This is a genomic window from Paenibacillus sp. FSL R5-0914, from assembly GCF_038004525.1.
GTDB lineage: Bacteria > Bacillota > Bacilli > Paenibacillales > Paenibacillaceae > Paenibacillus_AQ.
The window spans coordinates 2024744-2039529 of record NZ_JBBORH010000001.1 but is presented as its reverse complement, the minus strand read 5'-3'; the positions used below and the strand labels follow the sequence as shown (position 1 = coordinate 2039529).

At 47.1% G+C, this 14786-nt stretch carries 15 protein-coding genes; 5 read left to right on the top strand and 10 right to left on the bottom strand.

What is annotated here, in order from left to right; genetic code table 11:
- Positions 1-261 precede the first annotated feature (261 nt).
- Positions 262-1047 (bottom strand): helix-turn-helix domain-containing protein, encoded by a 786-nt coding sequence (locus MKX60_RS09015; protein ID WP_042191520.1) that lies wholly within the window; start codon positions 1045-1047, stop codon positions 262-264.
- A gap of 171 nt (positions 1048-1218) precedes the next feature.
- Positions 1219-2724, bottom strand: a complete 1506-nt coding sequence (gene pdxR / locus MKX60_RS09010; protein WP_341059545.1) for a MocR-like pyridoxine biosynthesis transcription factor PdxR — start codon at positions 2722-2724, stop codon at positions 1219-1221.
- A gap of 143 nt (positions 2725-2867) precedes the next feature.
- On the opposite strand from pdxR, the gene MKX60_RS09005 reads away from it, so the two are divergent.
- The 3 genes from MKX60_RS09005 to MKX60_RS08995 all read left to right on the top strand — a co-directional run bounded on the left by MKX60_RS09005 (position 2868) and on the right by MKX60_RS08995 (position 5233).
- Positions 2868-3485, top strand: coding sequence for a pyridoxamine 5'-phosphate oxidase family protein (locus MKX60_RS09005; protein WP_042191524.1), 618 nt, complete (start codon positions 2868-2870; stop codon positions 3483-3485).
- 178 nt (positions 3486-3663) lie between these two features.
- The gene (locus MKX60_RS09000; RefSeq protein ID WP_341059544.1) at positions 3664-4965 is read left to right on the top strand and encodes an aminotransferase class I/II-fold pyridoxal phosphate-dependent enzyme; all 1302 of its coding nucleotides are present in this window, start codon (positions 3664-3666) and stop codon (positions 4963-4965) included.
- A 148-nt stretch (positions 4966-5113) separates the two neighbouring features.
- Positions 5114-5233, top strand: a complete 120-nt coding sequence (locus tag MKX60_RS08995) for a YjcZ family sporulation protein (RefSeq protein ID WP_212567871.1) — start codon at positions 5114-5116, stop codon at positions 5231-5233.
- A gap of 141 nt (positions 5234-5374) precedes the next feature.
- Here the strand turns inward: MKX60_RS08995 and MKX60_RS08990 are convergent, their stop codons facing one another.
- The 5 genes from MKX60_RS08990 to MKX60_RS08970 all read right to left on the bottom strand — a co-directional run bounded on the left by MKX60_RS08990 (position 5375) and on the right by MKX60_RS08970 (position 10200).
- Positions 5375-6595 (bottom strand): ABC transporter permease, encoded by a 1221-nt coding sequence (locus tag MKX60_RS08990; protein WP_076285231.1) that lies wholly within the window; start codon positions 6593-6595, stop codon positions 5375-5377.
- A gap of 1 nt (position 6596) precedes the next feature.
- Entirely contained in the window at positions 6597-7343 is a 747-nt protein-coding gene (locus tag MKX60_RS08985) for an ABC transporter ATP-binding protein (RefSeq protein ID WP_076285232.1), read from the bottom strand.
- Positions 7340-8842 (bottom strand): DEAD/DEAH box helicase, encoded by a 1503-nt coding sequence (locus tag MKX60_RS08980; RefSeq protein ID WP_341059542.1) that lies wholly within the window; start codon positions 8840-8842, stop codon positions 7340-7342. The genes MKX60_RS08985 and MKX60_RS08980 overlap by 4 nt, the downstream gene beginning before the upstream one ends.
- Positions 8843-8939: 97 nt before the next feature.
- The gene (locus MKX60_RS08975; protein ID WP_042191537.1) at positions 8940-9716 is read right to left on the bottom strand and encodes an SDR family NAD(P)-dependent oxidoreductase; all 777 of its coding nucleotides are present in this window, start codon (positions 9714-9716) and stop codon (positions 8940-8942) included.
- Between the two features lie 28 nt (positions 9717-9744).
- Positions 9745-10200, bottom strand: coding sequence for a chemotaxis protein CheX (locus MKX60_RS08970; RefSeq protein ID WP_042130872.1), 456 nt, complete (start codon positions 10198-10200; stop codon positions 9745-9747).
- 253 nt (positions 10201-10453) lie between these two features.
- Between MKX60_RS08970 and MKX60_RS08965 the strand changes: the two genes are divergently transcribed.
- Together MKX60_RS08965 and MKX60_RS08960 are read left to right on the top strand one after the other, a co-directional pair.
- Entirely contained in the window at positions 10454-11356 is a 903-nt protein-coding gene (locus MKX60_RS08965; protein ID WP_042191539.1) for a LysR family transcriptional regulator, read from the top strand.
- A gap of 69 nt (positions 11357-11425) precedes the next feature.
- Positions 11426-12235, top strand: a complete 810-nt coding sequence (locus tag MKX60_RS08960) for a histidinol-phosphatase (protein ID WP_149644990.1) — start codon at positions 11426-11428, stop codon at positions 12233-12235.
- 99 nt (positions 12236-12334) lie between these two features.
- Here the strand turns inward: MKX60_RS08960 and MKX60_RS08955 are convergent, their stop codons facing one another.
- The 3 genes from MKX60_RS08955 to MKX60_RS08945 form a co-directional block, all read right to left on the bottom strand.
- Positions 12335-13075 (bottom strand): NADPH-dependent oxidoreductase, encoded by a 741-nt coding sequence (locus tag MKX60_RS08955; protein WP_076285237.1) that lies wholly within the window; start codon positions 13073-13075, stop codon positions 12335-12337.
- Positions 13076-13249: 174 nt separating this feature from the next.
- Complete coding sequence (locus MKX60_RS08950) at positions 13250-13792, bottom strand: GNAT family N-acetyltransferase (RefSeq protein WP_076285238.1); 543 nt, start codon at positions 13790-13792, stop codon at positions 13250-13252.
- Between the two features lie 31 nt (positions 13793-13823).
- Positions 13824-14768, bottom strand: coding sequence for a metallophosphoesterase (locus tag MKX60_RS08945; RefSeq protein WP_076285239.1), 945 nt, complete (start codon positions 14766-14768; stop codon positions 13824-13826).
- Between the last annotated feature and the right edge of the window lie 18 nt (positions 14769-14786).

The following is a 14786-nucleotide window of genomic DNA, read 5'->3' as shown; positions in this document are numbered from 1 at the left end:
TAAAGTCTTTGGTCATATCCAGCGATTGTATACCTTCTCATTTTAGAACCAGCTATCTATGGCAAAAGCACTCGATTGTTTTAATCTTCTCAAACGGTTTCTAAAAAGTCCTGCGCCTCCACTTTTACAATCGGTGTTGCAGATTCGGCGTCTGATCATCATCCCATGCGTCTCCCCTTCCAAGAAGTTATGTAAATTCTCTGTAAACTAAACTGCAAAGTATTTACCCTTGGATGAAATAACTGAAACAACGAATGCAAATCAGCGGATCTCAGATGGACTTTTTCCGGTATACTGCTTGAACTGGCGGCTGAAAAAGAAAATGTCACGGTATCCAAGTGCATCCGCTACCTCAGTAACATTCATCCCAGCGTAGAGCAGCAAATGCTGAGCACGCTCAATCCGAGCTCGAATGACATAAGATTGAACGGAAGAGCCAGTAAGCTCCTTAAACTTAATTGAGAAATACCGAGGCGACAGCCCTGCACGTGCAGCAAGATCCTCTACGCGATGCGAAATCCCGGGATGTTGGCTCACATAATTCGCTATTTCGTGAATAATCTCTGTTAAATGGTTGCTAGCATAACGTTCTACAGGCTTCACTCGGTCCTCCCTAAGCAGATGAATCATTAGTTGCTTTAGAACAAGCTGCCCTTCTTCCTCAGCCGCGTACGTATCCACTAGGAACAGCCGGACGTAACGAGCAAGCAGATGCTCAAATTCAACGGTTTCTGCAAGTACGCGATAGGGCAGCGGAACATCCGTCACCTCTCCGGTGACATCAAAATGAATATATGTAAGGACAAGTGGTCTTTGCGGATTATGAGTAGCGCTAGTATGGTCACCCGGACGGAACAAGAAGCAGCTCCCCTTGCCCACTTGGAAGGGTTCCCCGTTACGAATAACCGTCCCTTCCCCGCTCCATACATAGAATAAATCATAATTTTGCAGCGACTTCTCTCTTTTTTGCCATTTCCAGCTTGGTTCGCACACAATCTTCGCCAAGGCAGGTAATATAACAAAAGAGGATGGCGATGCGTGCAGCATAACGTTCCCTCCTAAAAGTTTTGTTAGCATAATCTGCTTGAGTTACTCCGCAAAACTCACTTCGTAAGCATTCACATTGTTTTGTTAGCATAATCTACTTGAGTTACTCCGCATAACTTGCATCGTCAGCATTCACTTCGTTTTGCTTCCCATCCCCACCATCATACCTTGTCATGTTGCAGTTTGTACATCTTCCCACGCCAAAAGCAGGCGCTTTATTCCTTCCTCCAGCTCCACAGCATTCAGATGGGCAAAAGCAAAACATGCGGCTGGCTCCCCCGGCGAAACTTGATATAACGCCACATCTCTGAAATCCGTGCCGCGCCTGTGCGCTGCCGCCCGGAATGCCACGAACTCTTCTCTACTGCGTAGCCACCGCGCATATACTTGCAGCCCCGCATCGCCAGGCAGCAGCTCAAACAGCTCATTAAGCTGTTCCGACAGCATCGTCCTAAGGATGCGACCGCGTTCACCATAAATGCGGGTCATCCGACGCAGATGACGGCCATAGCCGCCGGTATTCATAAAACGAGCCAATGCCCGCTGTTCCAGCAGTCCGACTGGTAAAGGCTCATATAGCGCCTTAGCGGCGATCGTCGGCTTTACCAGAGAGGGTGGAAGCACAGCAAAGCCAAGCCGAAGGCCAGAGAACATCGTGTTTGAGAAGGAGCCAATATACACGACCCGTTCTCCGCGATCTAGCGCTTTTAATGGCTCGATTGGACGTCCTGACCACCGAAACTCACTGTCATAATCATCTTCAATGATTACCGCTTCATGTCGCTGCGCCCATTCCAGCAAGATACGCCTCCGTTCCAAAGGGAGCACCACACCTGTAGGAAATTGGCGACTTGGTGTAACAAACAACAGACGCGCATCCCAATCCTCCGGAATTAGACCGCTATCATCCAGCTTTCCTACCAGCAATCGTCCCCCATTGATCTCTACCGCTCGGCGAATCCCATGGAAACCCGGATCCTCGACAACCGCTTCGTTCCCTGCATCCAGCAGCAGCTGGGTCAAAATAACGATGCCTTGCATCGAACCGCTAAACAATACGATATGCTCTACATCCGCACGAATCCCGCGGGTAATCCGCAGATGCGCAGCGATAGCTTTGCGAAGCCCTTCATCTCCTTCGGGAGGACAAGTGCTTTGCAGCATACCGCCTTCTTTCCCTCCAGCATACGTTAGCGCACTGCGCCATTCGGCGTAAGGAAAGTACTCCATCCGCATACCGCCGCTAAGGAAGCTTACAACATTCTTGCTACGCTGCTCATACAAGGGTGTCGGGCGCGTGAGCAGTCGTTCTCCCCATACCGAAAGTGGGATCGTTCTCTCAGATGCAGAGCCTCCCCCAGCAGCATCTGCCGCCTCACCCAAAGTCACATTTCCACGCTTATTATCTCCAGAAGCTGAAACAAAGCTATCTTTTGATACGAATGTCCCTCGTCCAGTCACCGTCCTTACATAACCATCAGCGAGCAACATTTCATACACCTGCGAGACCGATCCGCGCGACAAGTCATAGTGCATAGCCAGACTTCGTGTAGACGGCAGCTGAGTGCCACCCGGGAGAGTTCCCTCCAATATTCCAGCGCGAAGTGCATGATATAACGCTAAATATTTGTAGCGGTGTATCGCCAGATATTGATCGAATGCCAGCGTAATATTCATTGTTTCCCTCCTTGGCCAGCAAGTGGTCCATTAAAAACTATCTTAATTGGTCCTTTTTAATTGTCAACTACTCTACTATTCTTGAAAGAACATCTACATCGGAGCAAATGCTCTACACTATTAAGAATAAGGACGTGAACCCTATGCGCAGAAAAGAATTTCAAGTAGATCAGGAGGAAGAATTAATCTCTTTTCTAGACGGAATGAGCTTCGGTTTTCTCGGTACAAGCGATGAACAGGGGCTACCGCGGGTGACACCGCTGAATTTTGTATATACAGATGGGTGTTTCTATTTCCACGGTAGTCATGCTGGCGGCAAAATGAAGGCGATCCGCAATCAGCAGAAGGTCTGCTTTACCGTAGCGGATGAGTATGCACTGATTCCGTCTTATTTTAGCGACCCAGAGATGGCCTGCCCAGCAACCGCATATTTTAAAAGTGTTACCGCCTACGGCATAGCCGAGCCCGTCGAAGACATTAGCGAAAAAGCCATCGTACTCTCCTTATTTATGAAAAAACTCCAGCCCGAGGGCGGCTATAATCAGATAGATGCAGAGGACCCTAAATACCGTCCCCGTCTAAAGGGCGTCGCGGTAGTGCGCATTACCCCAGATGAGATCACGGCGAAGTTTAAGTTTGGGCAGAATCTAAAAGAAGAAGGACGTTCCGGGGTCATTTCCGGCCTATCTGAAAGAAATCATCCACGTGATGAAGAAACCATTGAAATGATGAAAAAATACTGCCCCTACCACTCCGAATAATAGATACGGATAAACCAGTTTCTCGTTCAAAATAAGCGCTACGTATAGTGTAAAACTTAAACTTCCTTAAATTTTAAAAAAACGTATCTTTCCAAGTGACGGTTGCAAGTGGCGGTGATATAATGTTAGGCAATGTTAACAGTATGTATCCCCAAAGAACCCTGGAAGGATGAAACTGATGAATCCACTAGCTGGACAATTAAACGAAAGTATCAAAGCAGGAAATGAACATGTATATGATATGCTCTCTACGCTTGGCAAAGAAATTTACTTCCCTAAGGAGGGTATCCTGAGTCAATCTGCTGAAGCAGGAGCTCACGCCAAGAAATACAACGCAACCATCGGTATTGCTACCGAAGGCGGTGTACCTATGCACCTCGGTGTCATTCAGGATAAGCTTTCCGCTTACAGCCCTAAGGATCTGTATAGTTATGCTCCTCCAGCAGGTAAACCAGAGCTGCGTACTGTATGGCGTGAAAAGATGCTACGCGAAAATCCATCGCTAGAAGGTAAAACCATCAGCAATCCTGTTGTAACCAACGCCCTGACTCATGGGCTTAGCATTGTCGCTGACCTCTTCGCTGAGCCAGGTGACGCTATCATCTACCCAGATAAGAACTGGGAAAACTATGAACTAACCTTCGGAATTCGCCGCCATGGGGAGACCGTTAACTATCCGCTTTTTACAGAAGAAATGACCTTTAACAGTGCGGGTCTTGAAGAAGCGCTACTGGCTCAAAAAGAACGCGGAAAAGCGATCGTTCTGCTGAACTTCCCTAACAATCCTACAGGATATACTCCAGGGATTAAGGAAGGCGATGAAATCGTCGCAGCTATCCTTCGTGCGGCTGAGGAAGGCATTAACGTGGTTGTCGTAAGTGATGATGCCTACTTCGGACTGTTCTTTGAAGACTCACTAAAGGAATCATTATTCGGTAAGCTTGCTCATCTGCACCCACGTGTGCTTCCAATCAAAATTGACGGTGCAACTAAAGAAGAATTCGTCTGGGGCTTCCGTGTTGGCTTCATCACTTATGCCTCGGAAGACAAGGGTTTGCTGGCTGCATTGGAGCAAAAAACATTAGGCATCATTCGCGCCACTATTTCCAGCGGTGCACACCCATCACAGACCTTCGTATTGGATGCATTGAAATCTCCACAATTCGAAGAGCAGAAGGAAGAGAAGTTCCAAATCATGAAGGGCCGTGCGAATAAAGTAAAAGCGCTGCTCGATAGCGGCAAATACGGCGATGACGTATGGACGTATTATCCTTTTAACTCCGGCTACTTCATGTGTCTGAAGCTGCATACTGTTTCGGCTGAAGCTCTTCGGCTTCACCTGATTCATAATTACGGACTGGGCACTATCGCTCTCGGTGAAACAGATCTGCGGATTGCTTTCTCTTGTATCGAAGAAGAACAGCTCGAAGATCTGTTTGATCTTGTATACGCAGGCGTTCGTGATCTGGAAAAAGCTTAACAAATCTTTCATATTCCTTACAATCAGCTCCGTTTCTACGGGGCTGATTTTTTTCTGGACTCCTCCGGCATTGGCCTATACATGCTTCTCTCTCCGCACATACAATACGATGTACTCAAGTACAACACACACCGAAAGGGGAATGAACATGAGCGAAGAAGTAAGAGGCGGATTTAACGGTTGTTGTGGCGGTGGATTCACAAGCACTGGCGCCATTCTGGTTCTCTTTATCCTGCTGGTAATCATCAGCCGTTCACTCTTTGTCTAACTAGAGATGACGGTCTCGGGAGAGAGCCTTGAGCTCTTTCCCTTTTCCAGTGGTACACCTCATTCCCCACACAAAAAAAGGCTCCCTCATCCGTAGAATCCTCTACTTTTGAGAAAGCCTTTTTTATTTTGAAATAATCTCTTACAAATCCTCGTCAACCATCCGTGCTGCTTTGCGGGACAAGTATCCCTTAAACAGAAAGGATACCAGAATCCCTGCTGCAAAGGTACCAATCACTGGTAGTAGGCGGTCGCCTATAGAGGCTAAGAAAGGTAAACCAAGAATCAGTGCCACTACCAGATGCGCGCGGAATACGAATTGCGTTGTGTTATCCGCCTTACTGCCTTCAGGAAAGGGATACACTGTCAACCAAAAAGACTCACTATGCAATTTGCGGAGTGCCGACAATTGTACACCAATAATGAACAGGAAGAACAAATAGATGGCTGTACCGAAGTAACTGTCATGGTTCAACCAATTCAGCAGCAAAGCCAGTACCGAAATCCGCATAATGATTCCGAAGATATCTCCTCGGGCGAAGCTTTTGGTCAGCAGATAGCGGTAAGCCGTATCCTTACGCCAAGGCAGCCGAGCCCCCCATTTGGAAAGATAACGACGAGGATATACCCGTTGCTCACGGCCCGGTACATCCACGAACCAACCCAGAACCATCAGGGCGCGTCCACCTTGATTTTTTTCCATGGCGATTAGTCTTTCCCAAGGTACGGCGTGGCGTCCAGGTACGGATAGTGCAACAAGATAGGCTGCTGCTAATAGCGCCATAAATATCAGGCTTCTACCGGCAGGCTGCCACAACCAAGCGGCAATAATTAATCCTCCTACTGCCCAGCGTAAGAAAGTGAATATGCCTGCCATCGGACGCGACAGCATAGCTATCTCTTTCCATAAGCCGTAACTCGCGATTAGCTTCACAGCAATCAGAATCAATATTGTAAATAACAGCCGCTTAGGCGAGTCATCTGTACGTATGTACAACGGCCAAAGGGTAATGAGTACAAATAACAATCGAACAATCTTCCATACGTTCCCACTCACCCACGAAGGTGCGAAATATTCCTTCATTCGATGTCCTTGAGGCAATAGAAAGATCGTATCCGGAGTCTGCAAATAGGTGCGGAAGCTGCTATTTACTGCTGCAGGCAGCAGTATTGCAAGCATAATCCAGCGGATGGGAATACCTTCAGGCACATTCTGTAACAACGATGTATACCAAGCAGAGAAGACAATCAACACAAAGAGGAAGACCATAGCTACGCCGCTTTGAATGATATATCCCACATAAGGAAGCATACTTCCCATGAATCGACCTCGCCGCGTGCGCCGCAGCTCTTTCAAATCCATATTATTTCCCTCCCTGAACCAGCTCGTAGAACAGCTGCTCCAAAGTCAGCCCCTGTAGTCCAGTGGTTGCCGCAATTTCTGCCAGCGTTCCCTGAGCAATCACCTTACCTCTATGCAGCACAATAAAGCGGTCGCAATAATTCTCAATGGTAGAAAGAATATGAGAGCTAAGCAGAATAGAGGAGCCTGATTTTTTCAGATCCATCATGAAATCAAGCAGAGAGCGAATCCCGAGCGGATCCAGTCCTAAAAAGGGCTCATCGATCACATATAACGCAGGGCGTGCCACGAAAGCGCACATGATCATAACCTTCTGCTTCATCCCTTTGGATAGATGAGTCGACAACGTGTCCATCTTATCTTCCATATGGAACAGCTTGGCTAGATGTAAGGTGCGAGTTTCGTAGTCACTTTGTTCTACCCCATACGCTCTTGCTGTAAATTCAACATGCTCACGTACTGTCATTTCATCATACAGAAGAGGCGATTCAGGTACAAAACTCAAAGCATTGTGATATCCGATGGGATCTTCAGCACGAGTCTTGCCCTTTACTGTGATATCGCCCTTATGGGGCGACATCAATCCTAGAATATGCTTCATGGTCGTACTTTTTCCTGCTCCATTTAAACCAATTAAACCAACCATTTCGCCAGGCTGCACCTGAAGTGCAATATCATGCAGCACCGGCTTATTCAGGCTGTATCCACCACTGAGGCCCGTAATTTGCAATACGGGAGAATTATTCATTGACCGTCACCTCTCGGAGTTTTGTCTTTCAACCACTTTGGTGCTCCTTTATTCTTACGGTTCTTCTCACGTTCCGCATTGCTGCTGCGTTTGCTTCGTGCAGGAGTAGCACCTCCACGCGCGCCTGCAGAAGGGTTCACACTGCGCTGAGAATCGCGCTGTGATTCAACGCTTGCCTCACTTGTCTGGATCGTTGCCAGTCTTTTAACAGGTTGCTGCTCTGTGCTGGTTGTAGACGGCTGAGTTCCTGCATTCCCAGATGTTCGCACCTGTGGCTTACTGCTGCGCGGAGAAGAAACATCGCGGCGTTGTCCGCTGCTCTCATTTCGTCCCCGTCCACTATTCAAAGCGTTGCGCGCTTCATCTGCTGCTAGCACGTTGCCACCGACCATTTCCCGCTCTTCAAGGGCAATATCCAGTTCACGCGCAAATTTACGCATAATAAAGGTCTGCTGCTCTGTCACAATCGTTACGGATAATCCGCGTTTTCCCATCCGACCCGTACGACCCGCACGGTGTACATAATGCTCGGAATCAAAGGCAGGATCGAAGCTTACTACCAGTGACAAATTCTCAATATCCAGTCCTCTGGCAGCTACATCACTGGCAACAAGCACACGGAATTTCCCTTCGCGGAAACGTGACAGTACATTACTGCGCGTTACTTTATCAGCATCACCGTAAAGTGCGGCTGCGGTCAGTCCAAGATGGTTTAGCTTAGCCTCTACCTCTGCAATATCATCAGTCGCATTCACGAACACAATCGCCTTATCTGGATTGTAATGACGGATGACCCGACGCAGCATGTCGATTTTGTTGCGTTCTTCAGTAACAACGTAGTGATGCTCTAAACTCTCTGCTGTCATGACACCAGGAGCAATTCCAACCTCTGCCGGATTCTTCATTTCACGATTTGCCAAGGCTTTCGTCTCCGGACCAATGGTTGCAGACAGCATAACGAGCTGGCGTGAACGCAGTGCGCTGCTAACAATTTTCGTTACCTCTCCGGCTCCGCTTAGCTGAAACATTTGGTCCGCTTCATCTAGAACAATCGTGCTGACTTCATGCATCTTTAACTTGCGAAGACCAATCAATTCGCGAATCCGGCCAGGGGTTCCCACAACAAGCTGTGGATGCTCACGCAGTTTGTCAATCTGGCGTTTGATGGCTGCCCCGCCAATAAGACCCATAACTCGAATCCCACGGTGTTCGCCATAACGTTCCGCCTCACGTAAGATTTGCATCGCCAGCTCCTGTGTAGGGGCGAGCACCAGCTTTTGGACCACCTTCTGCTCCGGATTGATCGTTTGAAGCAGAGGCAACAGATAGGCCAAGGTCTTACCCGTTCCAGTCTGGGAAGCAGCAATAACATCTCTTCCCTCCAGCAGAAGTGGAATCGTCTGCTCTTGTACAGGGGATGGAGCGTTAATACCGAATTCCGACAATCGGGCAACTAGGTCTTCCTGAATGCCGATAGCCGCAAAAGAAGCTTTATTCATAAGTGTAATTCATCCTTTTCGCTTGAGATAATATCTTCATTATATGCCAAAAAGGCCTCTCCACCAAATGGAAGGCCAATAATGCTGACGGCAGGCTCTATTTTCTGTTCATCGCATTATAAGTAAGCTTGTCCGCCAGACGAGGAAACAGACCGTAAAGCCGAATACCAAACCCTGCCAGACCCGGAAGATCAATCTCTTCTTTGCCAGTTTCCATGACCTTTACGATCTTGGAAGAGACATGTTCCGGTGTCATCATCATCCGAGCTACGCTCTTTTCATAATTGCCGGAAGGGTCAGCCGTTTTGAAAAAATCAGTGGCAATGGGACCAGGGTTCACAGCCGAGACGATGATTCCGCTCTTCCGCAGCTCTTGACGAAGTGCATTCGTGAATCCGAGAACAGCATGCTTGGTGGCTGTATAGGCTACCGATTTGGCTGTACCGATCTTCCCTGCCATAGAAGCCACATTTACGATCTGGCCACTTCCCCGCTCTAACATATGTGGAACAACAGCCTTCGTACAGCGAACAATCCCCATATAGTTAACATCCATCATATCATCAAACTCATGAGGCTCCATCTCTGTAAAAGCGGCGAATTTACCGTACCCAGCATTATTTAGCAAAATATCAATTCTGCCGTAAGTCGCCAAAATTTGAGCAAAGGTCTCTTGTACACCGTCGGCATCTGTTACATCGCATGTATACAGTCCAAAAACGCCCGGAATACCGGCCGCCGTTTCTTTCAACTTCGCTTCGGAACGTGCCACAAGGATCGGAATCGCACCTTGCTTACTAAGCATTTGTGCGGTTAATGCACCAATACCGCTGGATGCTCCTGTAATCACAACAACCTTATCTTTAAGTACCATAAAAAGTATTTCAGCTCCTAACTCTTGCCTAAGAGATCATCACCTGAATATCCATCTCTCCAACCCCATCCATCAACAATGGAATACTAAGTGCTCTGCGAGGCAAAAAGGACATGCTCTCAAGCTTCATAATTTGGGGAGGACTTATATCCACTGAAACCCCCTGATTATATAGAATCGTACTAGCATTTCCACTGATCATATTGCCCAGCTCTGAAATTGCACTCTGACCCATCTCATCCATCTCCGTAATCACATAGCCGCCCATCATAATCGATACCATTCGCAAGGCTACCTGCTCTGCGATACCAAATATAATATTTCCGCTCAGCTGGCCTGTCATTCCCACTTGAATCCATATATGATTATCGATCAGTTCAATTTCTTTGATGCCTAAATTCCCAGTGGAAGGCGAGACCTGAATCACTTGTTCTATAACTGTCCGTGCAGATTCTAAAAACGGATTAATTACTTCTGCTTTCATGAAAGTCCTGTCTCCCCCTTTATCGTGCTTTAGTCATATACCAAAAGTCCCAAGTAATATGGATTTATTATACTTTATATATCGGCACAATTCAGCAAAAATTAATGTACATGTCGAATTCGAACCCAAGTTTGTTTATGTTGCAACATTGCTCTGTCGGGTATTATCTCCTATAATTTAAATCAAATGCCAACATGGAACGTAATATTTCACCCCATCACTTTCATATTTGCTTGTCCAAAGGAGGTATTCCATGAACATCAGCCAGCTGGAGACACTAATAACGATCTCCAAAACGATGAGCTTTCGCAAGGCCGGAGAACTGCTTAACTTGACCCAACCAGCGGTTTCAGCACAAATCAAGAGCCTTGAAGAAGAGTTCAAAACACAGCTGGTTGACCGGAACCAGCCTGTTACGTTAACCGATCGAGGAACTGTATTTCTGGAGCATGCGGAACAAATTGTGACGATTGTCGAGGAGCTTAAACAGAGACTTGCCGACCTTGAAGATAATCCCCAAGGACATATTATTCTCGGCACTACTACCTCTATCGCAATTCAAATTTTACCGCGTATTTTGTCCTATTTTAAAGACCAGTTCCCTCATATCAAAACATCTATTTCCTCTATGTCCTCGTCTCAAATTTATCAACATGTCGAGAATGGCATTGTCGATGTCGGCATTGGCTATTTGATCGGACGAAGTCCGAGTATGACTACTTCCATTCTTTATTATGATACATTCGAGTTGGTGGTCTCACCTAGACACCCCCTGGCTCAAGTTAAGACTGCAGGTATAGAAGCCCTAAACAAAACCCCGCTAATTCTGCTCTCACCGGATACAGTGGGCCGTAAATTTGCCGACGAGGTATTCTCCAAGCATGGCATAGAGCCACAGGTAATTATGGAACTGACCAGCAGCGAGGAAGTGAAACGGATGGTAGAACTCGATTTAGGTGCAGCCATTATTTCCAAGCAGTCAGTGACCGCTGAGGTGCGAGCCGGTTCCCTCAAAATTGTGCCTATTATTGAATTGGAAGTCACGCATCCTGTAGGCGTCATAACGAAGTCTGGAAAATACGTGAACTCAGCCATGAGACAGTTTCTCAGTGATCTCAAAGGTATGCCGGAGACACAATTTATTGGGTCTGAATAAAAAACACCCAAAAGTGGAATCGATACTTCTGAGCTAATTGCATAACCTTGTTTAAAGGAGTTGATCTTGATGAAATTTGACCTGCATACACATCATTTTCGCTGTGGCCATGCTGATGGAACGATTAGAGATTATATCGAAGCCGGAATTTCAGCAGGTTTAGGGGTAATAGGCATTTCTGACCACACCCCATATTTCGGAAGCCCTTCCGAGCAAGCTTTTCCTCTAATTGCTATGGGTAAGTCCGAATTCTCAAACTATGTTGAGGAAGTCCTCTCCCTCAAAAAAGAATACGAAGGTGTAATCGACGTTCTGCTAGGTATTGAATCAGACTACTTCCCTGAGCATGCCGAGCTTTACCGCAAAACATTATCCGCCTACCCTTTTGATTATGTGATTGGATCGGTACATAGTGTTGGTGGCGTCAGTATCTTTAACAAGGGTCGCTGGAAAGGGCTTAGCAAAAATGAACAGATTCGTGTGAAGTCTGATTATTATCGATTGATTGCTGATTCCGCCCGCAGTGGCATGTTTCAAATTCTCGGACACATTGATGCGATGAAGGGAAATTATCCTGCTTTTTCAGAAATCCCTGCTCCAAAGCCAATTGATGACTGTCTGCAAGTAATTAGTGAATGCGGCGTGGCGATCGAAATTAATACCTCAGGCGGAACCAAGCTGGTTGGCGGTTGGTATCCATCAGAAGATATACTGGAGCGCGCACATCATTTTGGCGTTGAGGTTACTTTCGGTTCGGATGCGCATAAGCCGTCCCGAGTCGCAGAAGACCTAGATGCGGTAGCTGCACAGCTAAAAGCGATAGGTTTTACACATTGGGTTTATTACAAGCAGCGCGAGAAAATTAAAGTTTCACTGTAAAGATTTCTTTTATTTTGAACAAATGCACCAAGCGTTATTGGTTTAGGGGTGGGGTTACCCTCCGTTAAACCAATCTCCGCTTGGTGCATTGTCGTTTATTTATAGGTTGTCACAGGTAAACCCTTGCTGCTTCAGGGTGCGCTTCGCATCCCCATATTCCGGGTTGATATCGTAAAAATGAGCAATCGTGCTCGTCCAATCTCTCTCCGTTAATCCCTGCTGCTGCATATATTCACGGTGGGTTTGATTATACGCCTCCAGGAGACCTTCCACATCTGGATTGTATTGTTCCTCATGAAACACCGCTTCCAGCGGCAGCCGCGGCTTCTGTGCGGTCTCTTCGGCTGGATATCCGACACAGAGCCCGACGATAGGGAATACGTACTCCGGCAGCTTCAACAGATCAATAACGCCTGCTGTATTGCGCCGGACACCCCCAATAGGGATGATCCCAAGTCCCATGGATTCTGCCGCTGCAATCGCGTTAGCCACTGAGATACCAACATCTGTAGCTCCAACGAGCAGAGCATCTACATCTTTTACCGCTTCAAAAGACTTGCCTTCCATTTTACTTGCTAATTTCGCTCTATAGAAGTCCATGCAGAACACCAGAAAGATGGGGGCTGCTGCTACATGCTTCTGATTGCCGCACAAGACCGAAAGCTGCTGCTTACGCGCAGGATCCTTGATAGCTATAATGGAGACCTGCTGTCCATGAACCCATGAGGGCGCTGCTTGGGCCGATTCGATCATTATCTTTAGCTTATCCGGCTCCACTTGTAGATCAGAATACTGCCGGAAAGAACGGTGATTCATTAACGTCTGTATTACATCATTCAAGATGTTACGCCTCCTTCTCAATTCATTCGACTGTTTGTTAATCATAAACGATCGGATTAGGTCCTGACAAAAAAAATGGACCCGAATCATCGGGTCCCAAAGCAGTATATTTTTAAAAGGGGGTCATGTACTTAGTTTAACCGGACACTGTTAGAGTTTCATAACGGCATTATTTCATTTGTGTAACAATGTGAATACTTTCATTACATCGTCCAAGGAGCCTACTCTTTGCATCACTCGCTCCAGCATCATGCCGTTCTTAAGCATCACACGTTCGGATCTAATATTATCTCCTCGGCAGCGCCCTTCGATCCGCGTGATTCCAAGCGTATGAACACTGTAATTTAAAAATAAGCCAACCGCCTCTGTCGCCAATCCGCCTCCCCAGTACACCGGGTCTAGCATATATCCTAAAGTGGCCTTGCCCTCACGGCGGTTCCAATGCTGTAAAGCAACAATACCGATCAACTTCTGCTGCTCCTTCAAATAGATACCCGCATGTAACGCGCAAGGATCGAATGCGAATAACATCCGGTTCACCAGCTTCTCCACCTGAGCAAGTTCTGATCCAGCTCCGGTGCGTATTTGAATATGAGCTTGCACTTCTGGGTGGGAGAGCAGTTGCTGCAAATGACAGGCATCCTCGGGCGGAATCATCCTAAGGTCAACCGCCACACCTTGTTGCGTCTGGAACGATACTGCCTCATAAGTGCTCATACTCTCTCCTCCATGCAGCTAAAATATCAGCCTATTCATCCGATGAATGGTGCAGTGTCATCACCGTTAATTCAGGCCTACATAGAAAACGAAAAGGCATGACTGTTTCGCCAAAACCTCTATTCACATACACTGGCATGCGCTTGATATCTGTATAATACAATCCATTTATGTACTTTTGAGACCCATAAGGGGTGAATGGCGCACCTACAAACGGCAGGCGAATCTGTCCTCCATGGCTGTGCCCGGATAGCTGTAAGTGAAATGAATGAGCCTCTGCTATATCAGCATAATCCGGTTCATGCATCATCAGAACGGTAAAGGTTCCTGCAGGCACACCCTTGAGTGCCTTCACAGGGTCAGGCTCGCCATGCAGCAGATCATCCAGTCCGGTCACAGCCATAACTGCCCCGCCTCTTTTTAGAAGATAAGATTCATTCCTTAGCACCCGGAACCCAGCAGATGTAAACAACTCGATAATCCGCTTCGTATTCTTGAAATCATGGTTGCCTAGCACCGCATATTTTCCTAGTGGAGCATTCAGCTCTGCCAATACAGGTATGGCATCTACAAGATCCTCAGGGTTGCTGTCCACGATGTCACCTGTAAAGCATATAAGATCCGGTTCCTCCTTAGCGATACGTTCTGCAAGTCGAGCCAGATCACGGGCATCCTTATTAAACCCAAGGTGAGTATCACTGAAATGGACAACCTTCATGCCTGAAAAAGCAGAGGGAATATCTTTGAAGGACAACTTCAGCTTAGTAACCTGAATCCAGTTGGGCTCCCCTTGCCAAGCGTAACCACTTGTGAGCAAGCCTGCGCCGATTACAGTAGCCGCACCTCGAACCAGGAATTGCCGGCGGGTCATTGTTGTCTTGCCCTTAGATCGACGGCCAGAGGCGCTAGAGTGGGTGCCTTTACCTGAATGATTATTTTTCTTATTGGGAGAAGCCCCAGACGATTGTATCTTCATACGGAGTTTCTCCTTCCC